This window comes from Ensifer soli (genome assembly GCF_041928815.1).
Classification (GTDB): Bacteria; Pseudomonadota; Alphaproteobacteria; order Rhizobiales; family Rhizobiaceae; genus JBHFEI01.
This window is the reverse complement of record NZ_JBHFEI010000001.1, coordinates 157,299-177,342: the sequence shown is the minus strand read 5'-3', so window position 1 is coordinate 177,342 and position 20,044 is coordinate 157,299. Positions and strand designations below refer to the sequence as shown.

General features: G+C 68.7%; 15 protein-coding genes and 1 tRNA gene. 12 read left to right on the top strand and 4 right to left on the bottom strand.

Annotated elements, in window-relative coordinates; all coding sequences use genetic code 11:
- The first annotated feature begins 29 nt into the window (after positions 1-29).
- The 5 genes from ACEVQ6_RS00740 to ACEVQ6_RS00720 all read left to right on the top strand — a co-directional run bounded on the left by ACEVQ6_RS00740 (position 30) and on the right by ACEVQ6_RS00720 (position 9,391).
- Positions 30-1,187 (top strand): fumarylacetoacetate hydrolase family protein, encoded by a 1,158-nt coding sequence (locus ACEVQ6_RS00740; RefSeq protein ID WP_374886972.1) that lies wholly within the window; start codon positions 30-32, stop codon positions 1,185-1,187.
- Positions 1,188-1,320: 133 nt separating this feature from the next.
- Complete coding sequence (bcsN, locus tag ACEVQ6_RS00735; RefSeq protein ID WP_374886971.1) at positions 1,321-2,250, top strand: cellulose biosynthesis protein BcsN; 930 nt, start codon at positions 1,321-1,323, stop codon at positions 2,248-2,250.
- A 182-nt stretch (positions 2,251-2,432) separates the two neighbouring features.
- Positions 2,433-4,601, top strand: a complete 2,169-nt coding sequence (gene bcsA, locus ACEVQ6_RS00730) for a UDP-forming cellulose synthase catalytic subunit (protein WP_374886970.1) — start codon at positions 2,433-2,435, stop codon at positions 4,599-4,601.
- Entirely contained in the window at positions 4,598-6,937 is a 2,340-nt protein-coding gene (locus ACEVQ6_RS00725) for a cellulose biosynthesis cyclic di-GMP-binding regulatory protein BcsB (protein ID WP_374886969.1), read from the top strand. Before bcsA ends, ACEVQ6_RS00725 begins: the two co-directional genes overlap by 4 nt.
- Positions 6,938-7,126: 189 nt before the next feature.
- A complete protein-coding gene (locus ACEVQ6_RS00720) occupies positions 7,127-9,391 on the top strand; it encodes a cellulose synthase (protein WP_374886968.1) in 2,265 nt (754 codons plus the stop codon).
- A gap of 34 nt (positions 9,392-9,425) precedes the next feature.
- Here ACEVQ6_RS00720 and ACEVQ6_RS00715 read toward each other — a convergent pair whose 3' ends face one another.
- On the bottom strand, positions 9,426-9,827 hold the full coding sequence (locus ACEVQ6_RS00715) for a hypothetical protein (protein WP_374886967.1): 402 nt from the start codon (positions 9,825-9,827) through the stop codon (positions 9,426-9,428).
- Between the two features lie 166 nt (positions 9,828-9,993).
- Positions 9,994-10,067, bottom strand: a tRNA-Gln gene (locus tag ACEVQ6_RS00710).
- Positions 10,068-10,523: 456 nt separating this feature from the next.
- Here ACEVQ6_RS00710 and ACEVQ6_RS00705 point away from each other — a divergent pair.
- Genes ACEVQ6_RS00705 through ACEVQ6_RS00695 form a run of 3 tightly spaced genes read left to right on the top strand, consistent with a single transcriptional unit; the run spans position 10,524 to position 13,321 of the window.
- Positions 10,524-12,155 (top strand): Ppx/GppA phosphatase family protein, encoded by a 1,632-nt coding sequence (locus ACEVQ6_RS00705; RefSeq protein WP_374886966.1) that lies wholly within the window; start codon positions 10,524-10,526, stop codon positions 12,153-12,155.
- Entirely contained in the window at positions 12,152-12,910 is a 759-nt protein-coding gene (locus tag ACEVQ6_RS00700) for an RlmE family RNA methyltransferase (RefSeq protein ID WP_374886965.1), read from the top strand. The genes ACEVQ6_RS00705 and ACEVQ6_RS00700 overlap by 4 nt, the downstream gene beginning before the upstream one ends.
- Before the next feature lie 3 nt (positions 12,911-12,913).
- Entirely contained in the window at positions 12,914-13,321 is a 408-nt protein-coding gene (locus ACEVQ6_RS00695) for a VOC family protein (RefSeq protein ID WP_374886964.1), read from the top strand.
- Positions 13,322-13,325: 4 nt separating this feature from the next.
- Here the strand turns inward: ACEVQ6_RS00695 and ACEVQ6_RS00690 are convergent, their stop codons facing one another.
- Positions 13,326-14,735, bottom strand: a complete 1,410-nt coding sequence (locus ACEVQ6_RS00690; protein WP_374886963.1) for a DHA2 family efflux MFS transporter permease subunit — start codon at positions 14,733-14,735, stop codon at positions 13,326-13,328.
- A gap of 238 nt (positions 14,736-14,973) precedes the next feature.
- On the opposite strand from ACEVQ6_RS00690, the gene ACEVQ6_RS00685 reads away from it, so the two are divergent.
- Positions 14,974-15,957, top strand: coding sequence for an MBL fold metallo-hydrolase (locus tag ACEVQ6_RS00685; protein WP_374886962.1), 984 nt, complete (start codon positions 14,974-14,976; stop codon positions 15,955-15,957).
- Between the two features lie 155 nt (positions 15,958-16,112).
- Here ACEVQ6_RS00685 and ACEVQ6_RS00680 read toward each other — a convergent pair whose 3' ends face one another.
- On the bottom strand, positions 16,113-16,424 hold the full coding sequence (locus ACEVQ6_RS00680; protein ID WP_374886961.1) for an ATPase inhibitor subunit zeta: 312 nt from the start codon (positions 16,422-16,424) through the stop codon (positions 16,113-16,115).
- Positions 16,425-16,713: 289 nt separating this feature from the next.
- On the opposite strand from ACEVQ6_RS00680, the gene guaB reads away from it, so the two are divergent.
- The 3 genes from guaB to adhP all read left to right on the top strand — a co-directional run bounded on the left by guaB (position 16,714) and on the right by adhP (position 19,995).
- Positions 16,714-18,216, top strand: a complete 1,503-nt coding sequence (guaB, locus tag ACEVQ6_RS00675; RefSeq protein WP_374886960.1) for an IMP dehydrogenase — start codon at positions 16,714-16,716, stop codon at positions 18,214-18,216.
- A 90-nt stretch (positions 18,217-18,306) separates the two neighbouring features.
- On the top strand, positions 18,307-18,726 hold the full coding sequence (locus ACEVQ6_RS00670) for an MAPEG family protein (protein ID WP_374886959.1): 420 nt from the start codon (positions 18,307-18,309) through the stop codon (positions 18,724-18,726).
- 240 nt (positions 18,727-18,966) lie between these two features.
- Positions 18,967-19,995, top strand: coding sequence for an alcohol dehydrogenase AdhP (adhP, locus tag ACEVQ6_RS00665; RefSeq protein WP_374886958.1), 1,029 nt, complete (start codon positions 18,967-18,969; stop codon positions 19,993-19,995).
- Positions 19,996-20,044: the final 49 nt, after the last annotated feature.

Genomic DNA, 20,044 nt, shown 5'->3' with positions numbered 1-20,044 from the left:
CCCCGGCAGATCTCGGGAGGAACAGCATCATGAACGACCTGTCGGTGTTTTCGCAGGGCGGCACCTTCGTCGGCCGCGTCTGGCGGCCGGACGTCGCCGGCCCGGCGCTCGTCACGCCGCGCGACGGCATGCTCGTCGACATCACCAGCCGCGCCACGCCGACGCTCCGCGACCTCCTGGAGCTCGACGATCCCGTCGCCCATGCGCGCGCGGCCGAAGGCGAACCGCTCGGCACGATCGAGGCGGTCTTTTCCGCATCCCTTGGAGCGTCCGGCGATCCCGAGCGGCTGCATCTCCTCGCGCCGTGCGACCTGCAGGCGGTCAAGGCCTGCGGCGTCACCTTCGCCCGATCGATGATCGAGCGCGTCATCGAGGAGAAGGCCGCCGGCAATCCGGCGCTGGCGGTGGCGATCCGCGAAAAGGTGACGGCGATCATCGGCAACAGCCTCCGCGACCTCAAGGCGGGGTCGCCGGAGGCGGCGAAGGTCAAGGCGGCGCTGATCGAGACCGGCGTCTGGTCGCAATATCTGGAGGTCGGCATCGGGCCGGACGCGGAGGTCTTCACCAAGGCCCCGGTCCTCTCCGCCGTCGGCTGGGGGGCGCCGGCCGGCCTGCACCCGATCTCCAGATGGAACAATCCCGAGCCGGAGATCGTCCTCGCCGTCGACAGCCGCGGCCGCGTCAAGGGCGCGACGCTCGGCAACGACGTCAACCTGCGCGACGTCGAGGGCCGCTCGGCGCTGCTCCTCGGCAAGGCCAAGGACAACAATGCCTCGGCCGCGATCGGCCCCTTCGTGCGGCTTTTCGACGACGGCTACGGCATCGACGACGTCCGCCGCGCCGATCTCGCCCTGACGGTCGAGGGAACGGACGGCTTCCGCCTCGAGGGGCGCAGCACCATGCGCGAGATCAGCCGCGACCCGCTCGATCTGGTCGCCCAGACCATCGGCGCCCATCACCAGTATCCGGACGGCTTCTTCCTGTTCATGGGCACGCTCTTCGCGCCCGTCGAGGACCGGGACGTGGCGGGACAGGGTTTTACCCACAAGCTCGGCGACGTCGTGACGATTTCCAACGCCGAGCTCGGCAGTCTCGTCAACACGATGCGGCTTGCGACCGAATGCCCGCCCTGGACCTTCGGCGTGGCGGCGCTGATGCGCAATCTCGCCGCGCGCGGCCTGATCTGACGTCAGGCGCCGCCCCGCCTCCGCCGGTCAAGACGGCCATGGTCAGCTTCGGGCATTTCGAATCGGATGCAATCCGACTAAGGTCAGTTGTGCCGATTCGAAACATGATGCCTCCATGGGTTGCAGAGACGCGATGGTCTTGACGATGTTCCGTACCCTGGCGATCGCCTCAGCGGTCGCCCTTGCCGGATGTGCCGCCCGTCCCGGCGCGGGCGTGGCGACCCTGTCCTCGACCGTGCCGGCGGAAAGCGCGCTGATCCTGCCCGCGCCGGGGACCCTCGCCATCGTCAGCGTCGTCCAGCGCCAGTACACCAACGGGATCGAGCAGCAGGTGGCGCTGTCGACGTCGGCGGCGACGCCGGGGCAGAATTTCCTCAGCATCCAGGTCCACGGGCCCGCCGAGCCGGTCGCGCGTCCGGGCGGGGCGCTCGCCTACCGGCCGGTGACCCACGCGATGGTCCGGGCGGAAATGCGCAGCGTCCTGCCGGGTGCAGCACTTGCGGTCTCGGACCATTTCGTGCGCAACCATTACGGGCCGTTCGGATACGCCTTCGGGCGCGGCGCCGGCGGCGATGCCTGCCTTTATGGCTGGCAGCAGATCCGCTCGAATTCCAGCGAGCGCAGCGCCGCCAACAGCCAGGGGATGATCCAGGTGCGCCTGCGCGTCTGCAGGGCGGGCGCGAGCGAGGCGGATCTGGTCGAGCTGATGTACGGCTACACGATCGTCGGCGGCTTTTCCGGCGCGACCTGGAACCCTTACGGCACTCCGGCGCCGGTCGACGGGCGCATCGGCGGCGAGGTGCCGCTGCGCGTGCCCTTCGATACCCGCGCCATGGCCCCCGCCGAGGTCCGGCCGGTCATGGCCCGGCCGGCGCCGCGCCGCGTCGCCTCCGCCGCGACGATCGACGAGGCCGGGTCTGCGTCCATGACGCCGGTCGCAGCCGGAGCAGTCGTCGTTCCCTCGCCGACCGGCACCGCCCAGCCGGCCGAGGCAACGCCGGATGTGGTGGTTCCGTCACCCCGATGTGTTGCCGATCCGTTAAGCGATACAATCTGCAGGTGAAATTCCAGAGAGTGACATCTAGGGATTTGTTAAGGTCACGATGTCTATGCTGAACCCCTGGCCGGCCTTTCCCGAAGGCCGGTCGAGGCAGCGGGCAAAAGCCCGTCGCGCGCATGCGGCAGGGGTCGCCGGTTCGGTGCCGGTGCCCTATGTCCGCATTCGGCAAGGGCGAGAGACGATCGATGAAACACCTCAGCGTAATCCTGATCTGGGCCCTCGTGTCGCTGGCGGTCCTGCTTCTCATCACCCTGCCGATCAGCCTGCAGACGCAGCTCGTCGCCAGCATCGCCGTCGTGACGATGATGGCCGTGATCAAGATCCTGCGCATCGAGGGAACCTGGCGGCTGGTGGCGCTCGCCTTCGGCACGGCGATCGTGCTGCGCTACGTCTACTGGCGCACGACCAGCACGCTGCCGCCGCTGAACCAGATCGAGAATTTCATCCCCGCGCTCCTCGTCTATCTGGCGGAAATGTACAGCGTGATGATGCTCGGCCTCAGCCTCTTCGTCGTTTCGATGCCGCTGCCCTCGCGCAGCGCCCGCAAGCCGGACGAGAGTCGCCTGCCGAGCGTCGACGTCTTCGTGCCGAGCTACAACGAGGACACCGCGCTTCTCGCCAACACGCTCGCCGCCGCGCGGGCGATGGACTACCCGGCGGAGAAGATGACCGTCTGGCTGCTCGACGACGGCGGCACCGAGCAGAAGCGCAATTCGACCGGTGTCGTCGCGGCGGAGGGCGCCCGCGCCCGACATCAGGACCTGCAGGCGCTCTGCCGCGACCTCGGCGTCAACTACCTGACGCGCGCCCGCAACGAACATGCCAAGGCCGGCAACCTCAACAACGGCATGGAGCAATCGACCGGCGACCTGATCGCCATCTTCGACGCCGACCATGCGCCGGCGCGCGATTTCCTGCGCGAGACGGTCGGCTATTTCTCCGAGGATCCGAAGCTCTTCCTCGTGCAGACGCCGCATTTCTTCCTCAATCCCGATCCGGTCGAGCGCAATTTGAAGACCTTCGAGAAGATGCCGAGCGAGAACGAGATGTTCTACGGCATCATCCAGCGCGGCCTCGACAAGTGGAACGCATCCTTCTTCTGCGGCTCGGCGGCCGTGCTCCGGCGCGCGGCGCTGAAGGAGGCGGGCGGCTTTTCCGGCCTGTCGATCACGGAGGATTGCGAGACGGCGCTGGCGCTGCATGCCGGCGGCTGGAACAGCGTCTATGTTGACAAGCCCTTGATCGCCGGACTGCAGCCGGCCACCTTCGCCAGTTTCATCGGCCAGCGCAGCCGCTGGGCGCAGGGTATGATGCAGATCCTGAGGTTCCGCTTTCCGCTGTTCAAGCGCGGCCTCTCCCTGCCGCAGCGGCTCTGCTACATGTCCTCGACGCTGTTCTGGCTGTTTCCGTTCCCGCGCACGATCTTCCTGCTTGCGCCCCTCTGCTACCTCTTCTTCGATCTCGAGATCTTCACCGCCTCCGGCGGGGAGTTCCTCGGCTACACGCTCGCCTACATGGCGGTGAACCTGATGATGCAGAACTATCTCTACGGATCGTTCCGCTGGCCATGGATCTCGGAACTCTACGAATATGTGCAGACGGTGCACCTGCTGCCGGCCGTCGTCTCGGTGATGCTCAATCCGCGGCGGCCGGTGTTCAAGGTCACCGCCAAGGACGAATCGATCCGCGTCAGCCGCCTGTCGGAGATCAGCCGGCCCTTCTTCATCATCTTCGGGGTGCTGTTCATCGCCCTTCTGATGACGGTCTACCGGGTCTATTCCGAACCCTACAAGGCGGATGTCACCCTCGTCGTCGGCGCGTGGAACCTGCTCAACCTGATCATCGCCGGCTGCGCCCTCGGCGTCGTCTCCGAACGCGGCGAGAAGGCCTCGTCGCGCCGGGTGCGCGTCTCGCGCCGCTGCAGCTTCTCGATCGGCGACATGACCTATCCGGCGACGGTCGAGGACGTTTCCGCCGGCGGCGCCCGCATCCAGGTGCTCAATCCAGGACCTGAGCCGCAGCCGGCGACGCAGGGCATCCTCCGGATCACGCCGCATGGCGGCGAGCGGGAGGAGGGGCTGCCGGTCGAGATCCGCAGTGTCGAGCAGGCGGGCAACCTCGCCACGCTCGGCTGCCGCTTCATGCCGGCCGAGGCGCGCCACCACACGCTGGTCGCCGACCTGATCTTCGCCAATTCGCGGCAATGGAGCGATTTCCAGGTGTCGCGCCGCTTCAATCCGGGTCTGCTGCGCGGCTCGTTCTGGTTCCTCGGCATCGCCCTGTTCCAGACGGCGCGCGGGCTGGTCTATCTTCTGCGCACCGTCACGGGCACGCGCGGGCGGGAGACGGCATGATGGGACGGCGTCTTCTCCCCGCATGCGCCGCGCTCGTCCTCGCGCTCCTCTCCCCGGCCGCCGCGCAACCGGTCGAGGAGCGGCCCTTCGACATGACGCCCGAGCGCCCGGCCGGCGGGAGCGTCGCGACGCCGCCTGCCGAGGCCGAGCCCGCCCGCCCGGCCACCTTGCCCGAGGCGGCCCCTGCGACCGCCGATCAGGGGCGCCGCTTCATCCTGCCGGCGCCGACGCTGCGGCTCGACGGCGAGGTGGCGAGCCGCACCCTGCCGGTCTTCCTGACGGAACGTCAGGCACAGGCCGTCCGCGCCATCCATGTCGGCTACACCAACGCGGTGGTGATCGCGCCGGAAGCCTCGGCGCTGACGGTCACGGTCAACGGCGTCACGGTCGGGTCGCTGCCGATCCGCTCGGCCGCCGGCGTCGAGGACGTGCGCTTCGACATGCCGAGGGGCCTCCTGCGCGCCGGCGCCAACCAGGTGACGTTCTCGACGAGCCAGCGCCACCGCACCGACTGCACCATTCAGTCGACCTACGATCTCTGGACCGATCTCGATGCCGCCCATGTCTATCTCGACATCGAAGGCGATGCGGGCGACGAGGTGCCGACGCTGGACGATCTCGCCGCGATCGGCGTCGATGCGGCCGGGCTGACGCGCTTCGTCCTCGTCGCGCCCGAACTCGACCAGCGTGCCTCCACCGCCTCCCTCCTGCGTCTTGCCCAGGCCCTGGCGCTGACGGCCAACATGCCGAACCAGTCCTTCGAGGTCGTGCGCGACCTGCCGTCGCAGGTCGCGGCGAACACCTTCGTCGCCGTCCTCGGAACCTCCGCCGATCTTGCCGAGCGGCTGCCGGGCCTGCCGGCCGCGGCCGGCGGCTCCGCCTTCACCGGCTTCGTTCCGCGTGCCGGCGGCGGCCACGTCTTCGTCGTCACCGGGCCGGGCTGGGCGGCGATCGACGAGGCGGTCGAACGGCTGGTGACGCCGCTCGAACGGCCGATCGTGCCCGGCGTCGCCCAGACCACGGTGCGCGGCGGCGTCGTCGACATTCCGCTGCTCCTCGACCAGACGTCGCTGTCCTTCTCCAGCCTCGGCGTCAGCACCGGCGAATTCGGCGGCCGCCGTTTCCGCACCGGCTTCGACATCGGCATTCCCTCCGATTTCTATGCCGATGCCTATGGCGAGGCGACGCTTTTGCTCGACGCGGCCTATTCCGCCGAGGTCCAGCCCGGCAGCCATATCGACGTCTATGTCAACGGCAACATCGCCACCACCGTACCGATCACCACCCGCAAGGGCGGCCTTTTCCGCCAGCTGCCGATCCGCGTGACGATGCGCCATTTCCGCCCCGGGGCCAACCGCATCGACATCGAGGCGGTGCTGATGACGGAAGCCGACGCCGTCTGCGCCCCGGGCGCCCCGGCGCGCAACGATGCACGCTTCGCGCTTTTCGACACGTCGGCGTTCCGCATGCCGCGCTTCGCGCGCATCGGCCAGCTTCCCGATCTCGCCGCGCTCGCGGGGCGCGGCTTCCCCTATGCCCGCCAGCAGGCTCCGGTGGCCCTCTATCTCGACCGGCTCGACCCGGACCGGCTTTCGGCCGGCGCCACCTTCCTCGGCAAGCTCGCCTTCGCCGGGCAGCGGCCCGTGGCGCTGCGCCCGGAGGCCTCCGCGCTCTCGATCGGCGAGGAGCCGGCAATCCTGATCGGGGCCGTCTCGCAGATCCCGGCACCGGTGCTGGAACAGGTGCATGTCGCGGCGGAAAGCGCGACGGGCTGGGGCAGCCCACAGGTGACGACGTCGCCGCAGGCCGGCACCGACAGCGTTCTCGACGAATGGCAGTCGCGCCTGCGCGGCTCATCCTGGCGCGGCCAGGTTTCCGCCTTCGAGCAGTGGCTGAAGGAGACGTTCGACATCTCCCTGTCCTCGCTGCGCCTGCTGCCGCATGCGGAGACGCCGGTCCTTCCCCCGGACAGCGCCCGCCTGCTCGTCGCGCAAGGCGACAGTCCCGGCGCGACGGCACCCTGGACGCTGATCACCGCGCCGGACGGCGCCGCCCTGCATGCCGGCATGGAGGCGCTGTCGAAGGATGCGGCCTGGCGGCAGCTCGACGGTTTTGCCAGCCTTGAGGCGAAAGACGGGACGACGCTCGACGTGCGCCCGGCGACACGGCTGCGCTTCGTCGGCACGCAGCCGCTGTCCTTCGGCAATCTCCGCCTCGTCGCGGCGAACTGGATGTCCTCGAACATCCTCGTCTATGCGGGCATCTTCTGCCTGCTCGCCGGCCTTCTCGGTCTGTCGACGGCGCTGCTGCTGCGGCTCTTCGGACGCAAAGGCTGATTCGGATTTCAAAGTTCACTTTTTGGTTGTATTTTTCGTCGATGTTTACCAGGGGTTAACCTTAATCGGATTTCATCGGGGAAACGACCGCACGATGCGGTCCCTTTGCTGTTCTGCGGCATTCATCGAGGTCACGCCCGCGCCATCCGCGCCGGCGCCGTCCTCGATCATGCGTCGAAGGGAAACGGGATGAAGACGATCCTTCTGGCCTCTGCCGTGTTCGTGACCGGCGCCGTCGGCGTGGTCGGCCTTTCGATGGATCTCGGCCGCGCCTTTCCTGTCGCTTCGCATTTTCCCGAGATCGCGGCGCAGAAGGGCGGGCGTCTCCTGTCGGGCGACCCGGCCGTGGCATCCGGCGAGGCGCCCCTGCTTCTGAAGACCGCCCGCTTCGTCGTGATCGCCCAGGCCCAGGCTCAGGATCAGGATCAGGCGCAAGCCCAGACCCCGTCGCCGTCGCAACCCCGGACCACCGGGGACGGAGCACCGGCCACGGAGCCCGCCGCCGGCAATGCCGTCACGTCACCGCCGGTTGTCGACGAGAGCGCGCTGCGCTACTTCGCCGCGCGCGGCGACACGGCGCGCCTCAATGCCGAGATCGCCCGGCTGAGGGCGCTCTATCCGACCTGGACGCCGCCGGAGGATCCGCTCGCCGTGCCGGAGAACACGGACCGCGCGCTGGAGGAAATGTGGGCGCTCTACAGCCAGTCGCGCTTCGCCGACCTGCGCACGGCGATTGCCGCCCGGAAGGCGCGCGAGCCGGACTGGGTGCCGCCGAAGGATCTGATCGACCGCATGGAGGTTGCCGAGAAACGCGCCGAACTTGTCGCCGCCTCGACCGCCAGGCGCGACGAGGACGTGGTGCGCATCGGCGCGGAAACGCCGAGCCTGCTGACCTGCAGCGATGCCGACGTGCTCTGGCGCGTCGCCGAATCCTTCGGCCGCCTCGGCCGGCTGCAGCGCGCCCGCGACGCCTACGACTACATGCTCGAAAACTGCGGCGACGCGCCGATCCGCGTCGCCACGGTGCAGAAGGCGGCGGAGGTTCTGTCCTATGCCGACATGCAGGAGCTTCTGACCCGCGAGCGCACCTTGAGCGACGGCGGGCGGGAGTTCGATCCGATCCGCCCCGATCTCGCCCGCCGCTTCCTCGCCGAGGCCGGCACCGACCAGACCATCACCGTGGCGCCCGCCTATCTGCGCATCGTCGAGCAGAGCCTCGCCGAGGGCGGGCTTGCGACGGACGCGCTGCTGCTCGGATGGTATCACCTGCGGCGCGACGAGATGGCGGCGGCCGAACCCTTCTTCCGCAAGGCCCGCGCCGCCGCCGACTCGGCCTCCGCCTCCCAGGGCCTGGCCCTCGTTCTCCTGTCGCGGCGCATGCCGGTCGAGGCGGAGGCGGTGATGTATGACTGGCGCGACGCCTCCGACGACGCCCGCGCGACCTATCTCGCGGCGACCGCCACCCTGCTCGGCCTTAATCCGCCGCCGGTGATCGCGCAGCCCGTGCTCGGCCGGATCGCGCGTGCGACGCTCGATGCCCGCGATCCGCGCACGGCCGAGCAGTTCGGCTGGTATGCGCTGGCGATGAACCAGCCGAAGACGGCGTCGGAATGGTTCGAGCAGGCGCTCGTCTGGCGTGCCGACAGCGAGCCGGCCGCCTACGGGCTGGCGGTCGCGCGGCTGCGTCTCGACGACAGGCTGGGCCTTGCGGCGTTGAAGCGCGACTGGGCGGCGCGCTCCACCCGGATCGACGAACTCGGTACCCGGCCTGCCGCCGACGAGGCGCAGACAAAGTCCGCCCGTGATCCCCTGACGGCGCGGGCTGTTGCGGATGAGACGCCCCGGATGCCCTCAGGCCGTGGCGTTCGCCTGGCAGAGGCCGCCGTCGATACGGAGGCCTCTGCCGAGCCGGCGCGTGGCGCGCGCAGGGCGGCAGCCGGGCGCCGCGCCTGCCGCACCACGCAGGATGCTGTCGGGCTTCCTCCGGCTCAGGCCCTGGTTCTCGGCTGGTGCCTAATGGACATCGACCGGCCGCTCGAGGCGGCAAAGGCCTTCGAGGTGGCGCTTGGCGGCGCGGGGAAGACGCGGAGCGACGCGGCCTACGGCCAGAGCCTTGCCTATCTGCGGGCCGGCCTCACCGGAGAGGCGGGCGTCGCGGCGACGCGCGCCCGGATGGACGAGGGCCGACGCGCGGAACTCCAGGCAGCGCTTCTGGCCGACCGGGCGATCAGCAGCTTCCGTGCCGGACGCTACCGGGAAACGATCCTCTTCCTCGACCAGCGGACGCAGTTCCGCCCGGAACCGACCAACCTGATGGTGCTGCGCGCCTTCGCGCTCAAGAATCTCGGCCAGCGTCTGGATGCCCGGCGCATGTTCGAGGCGCTCGGCGAGACCGGCGAGCGCGACGCGATCCGCCAGCTCGCCGACATCCGCAGCGAGGAGCGCCGCTGGTAGCGGTCGCGCTCGCGCGGGTTGTGCAGAAGGCGGCTCAGTCGCGCCGGACCCGGCCGTCCGCATCGCGATCCGAGCAATCGGGAAGCCGGCAGCGTCTGTCGTCGCGCCCCGGGCGACCCGCCTCGTCCCGGCGCGGTCGACGGACCGCGTCGCGCGTCTCGTCCCTCCGGTCCGCACGCTCCACCGCGCGCTCCTCGCGCCGGCGCAGCTCGTAACGCTCCCGGTCGCGCTCGCGCCGGTCGTCGCGCCAATCCGGCCGCGGCCGCCGCTCGTAGCGGTAGGGATCGGTATAGATGACGCGGCGCTCGTAGCGATAGACGTCGTAGGACGGCTCTTCGCGATAGTAGTAGCCACTGCTCGTCTCGGATACGCAGCCGGCGAGCGTCAGTCCGCAAAGGCCAAGCGCGAAAAGGGTCGAAAGGGATCGGTGAATCATCTGTGTCTCCTCAAGGAAACCTAGATATGTCCCGCCACGGGCCGGCGGCAAGCGAAGATCCGGGAGATTTGCGATCAAAAACAGCGAACTGTACCGGCCGGTAAATTCCGACCTGAAATCCTGCTTCCACGTGGATGAAAATAAAACGTCAGCAGATGAAAATGCTTGGCTGGGGAACCTGGATTCGAACCAGGACTAACGGAGTCAGAGTCCGTGGGTCTACCGTTAACCTATTCCCCAATCCGCAAGTGAAAACAATCACTTGGACTGATACGAAAACTCAGGCTGGGCGCCTTCTTTGTCCCGGTTCGACAAGTTCATTTTCGTTTCGAGCCGCCTTCTACCAGATTCGCCGCGCCGATCAAGACCCATTTGCGTCGGCGTGCGAGGAATCATCGTCTGTTCTCTCGGGGTTTCAAGGCCGGACCATTGTTCGGCTTCGATGAGCGCGGGCCGGTTCTTTGCCGAAGGGTGCCAGCCGGGCAGGGATGCCGCCCTCAATGCGGTGGGCGAGGACATCGTGGCGTAAAGCCGTCTCCGTCCGGCGATCGCATCGCGCCCGCCCCGCCCCCTATCGCGATGCGACAAAAAGAATTTGGCGAAGCGGGGCGTGGCTGGTAATGTCCTCCCAACGAACATTCGAAAATGCGCTGAGAGCGGCCTTCATGGCTCGGCCCGGCGCGATTGGACAGACACGTGAACGACCCCGATCACGGCGGAAAGCCGTCTGCATCCGGGGCGCCAGCGGCGGGTCGTGGCGAGGGGCAGGCATTGCCGCGCCAGGGCAAGGGCAAGCGGAGGCGTCGCAAGCCTCCCGCTTCGCGTTCCGCTTCTTCCGCTTCCGCCGGCGTGTCCGGCGAAGCGCGGCGTCCCGACACCGTTGAAGCCTCCGATGCGATGCGCAAGCGCAAACGGCGCCGGCGCGGCAAGGGCGCGAACCGGCCGGAAATGTCCGCTGCCGCCGTGCGCACGGAGGTAGTGCCTGCAGGTGCTGCGGAGGCGGGCGGCCTGGAGGCTGCACCACCACCGTCACGCAAGCCGTCTCTCCATCGGCCCAGCAAGCCGGCGCAGCATGGCCGGGCGCTGCAGGGCCGTCCGCTCGCCTCGGGCAGGCCGGAGCAGGCGAAGGACGGGCGTGCGGCGAGCGATCGCGCGCGCGGCGACCGTGCGTCGGCGCCGGCGCCGAAGCAGGACGCGTCCCATCGCCCGCTGGAAGGCCAGCAGCAGGGCGAGGCGGGCCCGCCCCGCTTTCCCGGCCGGCCTGCGGGGGAGGGACGCAATTTCCGTGTGGCTCCCCAGGACGACCGGCAGCTTTACGCCGCCCTTGATCTCGGCACGAACAATTGCCGCCTGCTGATCGCGCAGCCGGGCCGGCCGGGCAGCTTCCGGGTCGTCGATGCCTTCTCGCGCATCGTCCGCCTCGGCGAGGGGCTTGCGGCGACCGGCGCCCTGTCGCCGGAGGCGATCCAGCGCTCGATCGAGGCGCTTAAGATCTGCGCCGCCAAGCTGAAATCCCACAATATCCGCCGCCACCGGCTGATCGCGACGGAGGCGGCGCGCGCCGCCGTCAACGGCGAGGATTTCCTGCGCCGCGTCTTCTCCGAGACCGGACTGGAACTCGAGATCATCGACCGCGAGACCGAGGCGCGGCTTGCCGTGTCTGGCTGCTCGTCGCTGGTCGGCCGGGAGACGCGCTCGCTCGTCCTCTTCGACATCGGCGGCGGCTCCTCCGAGATTGCCGTGCTCGACATCGGCACGTCGCGCTCGAACCGGCTCGCCAACCATATCACCCACTGGACCTCGCTGCCGGTCGGCGTCGTGACCCTGTCCGAACGCCATGGCGGGCGGGATGTGACGCCGGAAAATTTCGCCGCCATGGTGGCCGAGGTCGAGGGCATGCTCGACCGTTTCGCCTGCCCGCCGGTCGATGCGCTGGCGCGCCACGGCAACGGCTTCTACCTGATCGGCACGTCCGGCACGGTGACCACGCTTGCCGGCGTCCATCTCGACCTGCCGCGCTACGACCGGCGCAAGGTGGACGGCATCTGGCTGTCCGATGCCGAGGTGTCCGCGATGCAAGCGCGGCTGCTGTCGTGGAATTTTGCCGAGCGCGCCGCCAATCCCTGCATCGGGCCGGACCGGGCGGACCTCGTGCTCGCCGGCTGCGCCATCCTCGAGGCGATCCGGCGGCGCTGGCCCTCGGAACGGCTGCGCGTCGCCGATCGCGGCCTGCGCGAGGGGTTGCTCACCGACATGATGGCCGATGACGGCGTCTGGCGGCGCGGACGGCCGCGCCACGACGACGGGCCACGGGGGGAAAGACGATGACGAAGCCTCCTGTCGGCGGCAACCGCACCGGGCGAAAGCTCGGCCAGAAGGTCAAGAAGGGCAAGCTCAAGGCGTCGTCGCGGCGCTGGCTCGAGCGCCACATCAACGACCCTTACGTGCAGCGCGCCCAGCTCGAAGGGTTCCGGGCCCGCGCGGCCTTCAAGCTGCTGGAGATCGACGAGAAACACCAGATCCTGAAAGGCGCGCGGCGGATCATCGATCTCGGCGCGGCGCCTGGAAGCTGGTCGCAGATCGCCGCCAAGGTCACCCATTCGACCACCGACCATCCGCGCGTCGCCGGGATCGATTTCCTCGATGTCGATCCGATCCCGGGCGTCACCCTCCTGAAGCTCGATTTCCTCGATCCGGCAGCGCCCGGCCTGCTGATGGAGGCGCTCGGCGGCGCGCCCGATCTCGTGATGTCGGACATGGCGGCGCCGACGACCGGCCACCGTCAGACCGATCACCTGCGCACCATGCATCTCTGCGAGGTCGCCGCCCATTTCGCCATCGACGTTCTGGCCGAGGGCGGGCATTTCCTCGCCAAAACCTTCCAGGGCGGCACGGAGCGCGACCTTCTCGCCCTGCTCAAGCAGAATTTCCGCCAGGTGATCCATGTGAAGCCCGCCGCATCGCGGGCCGAATCGGTGGAGATGTTCCTGGTGGCCAAGGGCTTCAAGGGACGGCACTGCGGTACCGGCGCGATCCCCGATAAGGGCGAGGCACCGGACGCGGCGGAGCCGGAGGAGGCGTGAGCGATGCTCTTGTACGTGACCGTCGGCACCAACGACATCGCCCGCGCCGGCGCCTTCTATGACACGGTGCTGCCGCTGATCGGCTACCGCCGGCAGAAGGTCGGCGCCGGCGAGATCGGCTATGCCGGCGATGATGACACGCGCTGCCGCTTCTGGGTGGTGACGCCGCATAACGGCCGCGTCGCGACCCATGGCAACGGCGCGACCGTCGCCTTCGACGCGCCGACGCGGCTCTCCGTCGATGCCTTCCACCGCGCGGCGCTCGCGCTCGGCGGCAGCGACGAGGGTGCCCCCGGGCTGCGTCCGTTCCATGCGGATTTCTATGCCGCCTTCGTCCGCGACCCGGACGGCAACAAGCTCGCCGCCGTCTGCGAACGGCCGGAGCCGCCGGTCGCGCCGCTCATCACCTGAAGGCTCACTTGACCGGGACGTCCGGATCGCTGCCCGTGATCCGCCCGTGGCCGGAGATCGCCGCGCCTGCATCCTTCGCCATGGCGAGGAAGGGCGGGATCGCGACCAGCGTGATCCCCGAGATGATCATGAAGGCGGCCTGGAAATCGGCGAGCGTCAGGGCCAGCCCGGTCATCATCGTGCGCAGCTCCAGGATCCCGGCGGCGACGGCGACGCCGATCGCCAGGCTCAGCTGTTGCAGCACGGCGGTCATCGTCGTCGCCCGGCTGGCATCGGCATTGCTGATCTCGGCGAAGGAGAGCGCGTTGACGCTGGTGAAGAAGAAGGAGCGTGCGAAGCCCGCCGCAAGCAGCGCGAGCGCCATCACGGTGTAGGGTGTCGCCGGCGTGAACAGGCCGTTGACGAAGGTGAGGCCGGCGGCGAGGATCGCGGCGAGGATCATCGTGGTGCGGAAGCCGGCCCATGCCAGCACGCGCGGGGCGAAGAATTTCGTCATCAGCGCCCCGGCAGCACCGGTGAAGGTGATGAGGCCCGACTGGAACGGCGTCAGGCCGAAGCCGAGCTGCAGCATCAGCGGCATCAGGAAGGGGACCGCGCCGACGGAGATGCGGAAGATCGTGCCGCCGATCGAGGCGGCGCGGAACACGCCGTTGCGGAAGAGGTTGAGGTCGAGGATCGGCGCCGGATGCCGGCGCGCGTGGACGACATAGGCGAGGAGGGCGACGGCGCCGCTGCCGGCCGCGGCAAGCCCGATCCAGGCGGGCAGCGCCGGCAGGCTCATGACGGAGAAGCCGAACAGCAGGCCGGCGGCGGCGACCGCGCTGAGGACGAAGCCGGCGATATCGAAGCGCGGCGGCGCGTCGCTTTCGATCTCCGGCAGGTAGATGCCAGACAGCACATAGCCGGCGACGCCGACGGGCACGTTGATCAGGAAGATCCAGTGCCACGAGAAATAGGTGGTGATGAAGCCGCCGAGCGGCGGGCCGGCGAGCGGGCCGACAAGGGCGGGAATGGTGAGCAGCGCCATGGCGTTGACGAGCTGGTGGCGCGGTGTGCCGCGCACCAGCACCAGCCGCGCCACCGGCGTCATCATCGCACCGCCCATTCCCTGCAGGAAGCGCGAGACGACGAAGGCGAACAGGCTCGAGGAGACGGCGCAGAGGATCGATCCGGCGATGAAGACGAGGATCGCCAGCCGGAAGATGCGTTTCGCCCCAAACCGGTCGGCCATCCAGCCGCTCGCGGGAATGAAGATCGCCAGCGATACCATATAGGCGGTCAGCGCCAGTTTCAGCGCCAGCGGCCCGACGCCGAGATCGGCGGCGATCGCCGGCAGCGATGTGGAGATCACGGTGGAATCCATCTGCTCCATGAAGAGCGCGACGGCGAGAATGAGGGGAACGATGCGGTTCATCGGGGCGTCCGGCAGGAGGGGCGAGGCACGTATAGGCGGATGACGCCCGGCCTGTCGCGCATGTTCCGTCCTGCGGGCGAGATTTCCCCTCCTGCGGATCATCGCCGCGCCTCTGCCGATCAAATGGCCGTGAACGGTCATCCGGACGGGTGCCGGCGCTCTATCTGCTTCGCCGGGAGCGGGCGGATCCGCTGAAGGTCACCGATTTCGAAAGACCATCCATTTCGAGGAGAGAGACATGACTTCGACCCTGACGATCGGACGCCGCACGCTGTTTGCCGCGGCCGCCGGTGCGGTGGCGGCACCTGCGATCCTGTCGCGCGCCGCCTTTGCCGAGACAGCCGAGAGCGGGAAGGATGCCGCGATGGAACGGACGCTGCAATTCCCGCTCGGCGACGTCACCGTCTCGGTCGTGCGCGACGGCATCCGCGTGTCCGAGAACCCGCAGGAGACCTTCGGCACGAACCAGACGCCGGAGGCGGTGGCCGACCTGCTGCAGGCGAATTTCCTGCCGGCCGACAGGTTCGCCAACGGCTTCACGCCCGTGCTGGTCAAGGCGGGGGACGATCTCGTCCTCTTCGACACCGGTCTCGGCGAGGGGGCCCGTGCCATGGGCGGCGGACGGCTGCGCGCCGGCCTCGCCCAGCTCGGCCACGCGCCGGAAGACGTGACCGTCGTCGTCCTCACCCATATGCATGGCGACCATATCGGCGGGCTGATGGAGGGTGGCAAGCCGGCCTTTCCCAATGCGCGCTACGTCACCGGTGAGGCCGAATTCGATTTCTGGCGCGACCCGGCGCGGGCCGGGACGCCGGCCGAGGGCGGCCACAAGGGGGTTCTGGAAAAGGTCGTGCCGCTCGCCGAGAAGATGACCTTCGTCGGCGACGGCGGCACGGTTGTGCCGGGCATCACCGCGCTCACCGCCTTCGGCCATTCGCCGGGCCACATGATCTACCGGATCGATTCGGCCGGCAAGTCGCTGCTGCTCACCGCCGATACCGCCAACCACTACGTGCTCTCGCTGCAGCGCCCGGACTGGGAGGTGCGCTTCGACATGGACAAGCAGGCAGCGGCGGCGACGCGCAAGAAGGTCTTCGACATGATCGCGACCGACCGGCTGCCCTTCATCGGCTATCACATGCCCTTCCCGTCGGTCGGCTTCGCCGAGAAGGCAGGCGAGGGCTATCGCTTCGTGCCGGCGAGCTACCAGTTCGAGATCTGACCGGCCCGGGCATGCCTCGCAAAGGCGTGCGGCGGTCTCGTCAAAGGACAGGTGGAAAATAGACCGAAGCGCGCGAGCCTCTCCGTGAGATCGCCACGCGCGCGAGGTTCCCTCCGATGCGGAGCGGCTGTGCGCGCCGCATCGGGCCGTCGCCTTCAGGCGGCGCGGTGCATGTCCTCGGCGACGTCGCGCAGGAGCGTCACCATGCGATGGCGCAGCTCGTCGTCGGTGATGTGCAGGCCGGAGGCCGTTAGGTCCTGGCGCAGCCGGTTGAAGGCGCCGTGCGGATCGGCGACGTCGGCGATCGCCAGCTCGCGGGCATAGGCTTCCGCGTCGCCGCGATGCATCAGCGCCGCCGCCCAGAGGCCGGCCAGCGCATTGCTGCGCGAACGCGCGCGAAACGCCGCATCCTGCTCGTGGGCGAAAGCGGCTTCGAGCGCCCGTGCTCTCTTCTTCAGTGCCGTCATGATCGTGATCCCCGTTTCTCGCTCTGTCCTGTTCCGGTCGTCTTCTCGGACCGTGGGGATCTTGTACATTAGCAGCGTTTAACGTTCCGCCAGCGGGAAAGGATAACGTTTCGTCACTTGCGGCCGCCGGCCGTCCCGCGCAGGGCAGCCATCCTGTTTTTGCTATTCCTTTCGCCCGGAAGACGTGGTACCAGCCCTCGCCAACTTCCTCTCGAAACCCTGACAGAACACCGGCACGCTTCCCCTGTTCCGGAAGGGCTTCCGTTCTCGCTCAACAAGGAAAGTGGCCATGGCCCGTATCATCGAAACCGCAACCGGTCTGGAGGCGCTGACCTTCGACGACGTGCTGCTGCAGCCCGGACATTCCGAGGTCATGCCGGCCCAGACGCAGATCGCCACGCGCATCGCCCGGGATTTCGAGCTGAACCTGCCGATCCTGTCGGCCGCGATGGACACGGTCACCGAGGCGCGGCTGGCGATCGCCATGGCCCAGGCCGGCGGCCTCGGCGTCATCCACCGCAACCTCACGCCCGCCGAACAGGCCGAGGAAGTCCGGCAGGTGAAGAAGTTCGAAAGCGGCATGGTGGTCAATCCGGTGACGATCAGCCCGGACGCGACGCTTGCCGACGCGTTGGCGCTGATGAAGACCCATGGCATTTCCGGCATCCCGGTCGTGGAGAATGCCGGCAATGGCGGGACAAAGCCCGGCCGCCTCGTCGGCATTCTGACGAACCGCGACGTCCGCTTCGCCTCCGATCCGTCGCAGCGCATCTACGAGCTGATGACCCGCGAGAACCTCGTCACGGTCAAGGAGACGGTCGACCAGCAGGAGGCCAAGCGCCTCCTGCACAAGCACCGGATCGAGAAGCTGCTCGTCGTCGACGGCGAGGGCCGCTGCGTCGGCCTGATCACCGTCAAGGACATCGAGAAGTCGCAGCTGAACCCGAACGCCTCGAAGGACGCGCAGGGGCGGCTGCGCGCCGCTGCCGCGATCTCCGTCGGCGACGACGGCTTCGAGCGGGCCGAGCGGCTGATCGACGCCGGCGTCGACCTGATCGTCGTCGACACCGCGCACGGCCATTCGCAGCGCGTGCTCGATGCCGTCGGCCGGGTGAAGAAGCTCTCCAACTCGGTCAGGATCATGGCCGGCAACGTCGCCACGGCCTCCGGCACCAAGGCGCTCATCGATGCCGGGGCGGACGCGGTCAAGGTCGGCATCGGCCCGGGCTCGATCTGCACCACCCGCATCGTCGCCGGCGTCGGCGTGCCGCAGCTCGCGGCGATCATGTCGGCGGTCGAGGCGGCGCAGGCCGAGGACATTCCGGTGATCGCCGACGGCGGCATCAAGTTTTCCGGCGACCTCGCCAAGGCAATCGCCGCCGGCGCCTCCGCCTGCATGGTCGGTTCGCTGCTCGCCGGCACGGACGAGAGCCCCGGCGAGGTCTTCCTCTATCAGGGCCGCTCCTTCAAGGCCTATCGCGGCATGGGCTCCGTCGGCGCCATGGCGCGCGGCTCGGCCGACCGCTACTTCCAGGCGGAGGTGCGCGACACGCTGAAGCTGGTGCCGGAGGGCATCGAGGGGCAGGTGCCCTACAAGGGCGCGGTCTCGGGCGTGCTGCACCAGCTTGCCGGCGGCCTGCGCGCCTCCATGGGCTATGTCGGCGGCACGACGCTCAAGGATTTCCAGGAAAAGGCGACCTTCGTGCGCATCTCCGGCGCGGGCCTGCGCGAAAGCCATGCCCATGACGTGACGATCACCCGCGAAAGCCCCAACTATCCGGGCGGTGCCTGATCCACTTGCCGCACGACACGGATCGGCATCGGGCGGGGATGGTTGCCATGCAGCCATCCCCGCCCTCATTTCGAACGGAGCGTTTCCCGCATGGCATCCGGCACCGCCCTCTTCTGGCCCGTCATCGCCCAGGTGGCGCTGGTCTTCGCCATCTATATCCTGATGGCGAAGCGCCGTTTCGCCGCCGTGCGAACCGGCCGTGTCCCGGCGAAGGCCTATCTGATCCCGACGGTCGAGCCTGAGCCGAGCGCGACGGTCGCCCGCAGCCTGATCAACCAGTTCGAACTGCCGGTCCTCTTCTATGTCGCCGTCGTCGTCGCCCACCTGACCGGCGCGGCGGGAACGCCGATGGTGGCGCTCTGCTGGCTGTTCGTCGCCAGCCGCTATGCCCATGCCTATGTCCACGTCACCTCCAACCGGCTGATGCTGCGCCAGCGGCTGTTCAGCCTCGGCGTCGCCGCGCTGGCGGCGGTCTGGGTGCTGATCGCGTGGACTCTCGCCGGGGTTTGACCCGTCCCCGGCGTACCCGATTCTTGCGGCGGGTAAAGACCCGCTGTGAGGGGCTTTCCCGCCGCGGGACGTGCCCACCGGCGTCTTCGAGGCCTGGAGGCCCGACCCGGGCGTGCACGATGCGCGGATCGCGACAGGCGTGCCACCGTGCCGACGCCTCGCGCTTGATCCGGATCAAACCGTTCCGCCCCTCCGCCTGCTAGGCCTTCTTTCGACCGACAACGAGAGAGGGAGAATGCAATGGCAGCGACGATGAAGGCGGCCGTGGTCCGGGCGTTCGCAAAACCCCTGGTGATCGAGGAACTGCCGGTTCCCGAACCGGGACCGGGACAGATCCTCGTGCGCTATGCCGCGACGGGCGTCTGCCATACGGATCTGCATGCGGCCAATGGCGACTGGCCGGTCCGGCCGAACCCGCCCTTTATCCCGGGCCATGAGGGGGTCGGCCATGTCGCCAAGGTCGGCGCCGGCGTCACGCGGGTCAAGGAGGGCGACCGGGTCGGCACGCCCTGGCTGCACACGGCCTGCGGCTGCTGTTCGCCCTGCCGCACCGGCTGGGAAACGCTCTGCGCCGAGCAGAAGAACACCGGCTATTCGGTCAACGGCACCTTCGCGGAATACGGCCTCGCCGATCCCCATTTCGTCGGCCGCCTGCCGGACGGGCTGGAATTCGGCGCCGCGGCACCGGTGCTCTGCGCCGGCGTCACCGTGTACAAGGGGCTGAAGGAGACCGAGGTCCGACCCGGCGAATGGGTGGTGGTCTCCGGCATCGGCGGCCTCGGCCACATGGCCGTGCAATATGCCAAGGCGATGGGCATGCATGTGGTCGCCGCCGACATCTTCGAGGAGAAGCTCGATCTTGCCCGCGCGCTCGGCGCCGACGTCACCGTCAACGGCCGGGATGGCGATGCGGTGGAACAGGTTCAGAAGGCGACGGGCGGCGTCCATGGCGCGCTCGTCACGGCGGTGTCGCCGAAGGCGATGGAGCAGGCCTATGGCTTCCTTCGCGCCAAGGGCACGATGGCGTTGGTCGGCCTGCCGCCGGGCTTCATCTCGCTTCCGGTCTTCGACACGGTGCTGAAGCGCATCACGGTGCGCGGCTCGATCGTCGGCACGCGGCAGGACCTCGAGGAATCGCTCGCCTTCGCCGGCGAGGGCAAGGTCGCCTCCCATTTCTCTTGGGACAGGCTGGAGAACATCAACGATATCTTCAGGCGGATGGAGGACGGCAAGATCGACGGCCGGATCGTCCTCGATCTTTCCGCCTGAGCTGACGGCCGCCAGGGCCTGTCCGGCGAAGCCTGGGGTCACCGCCGGA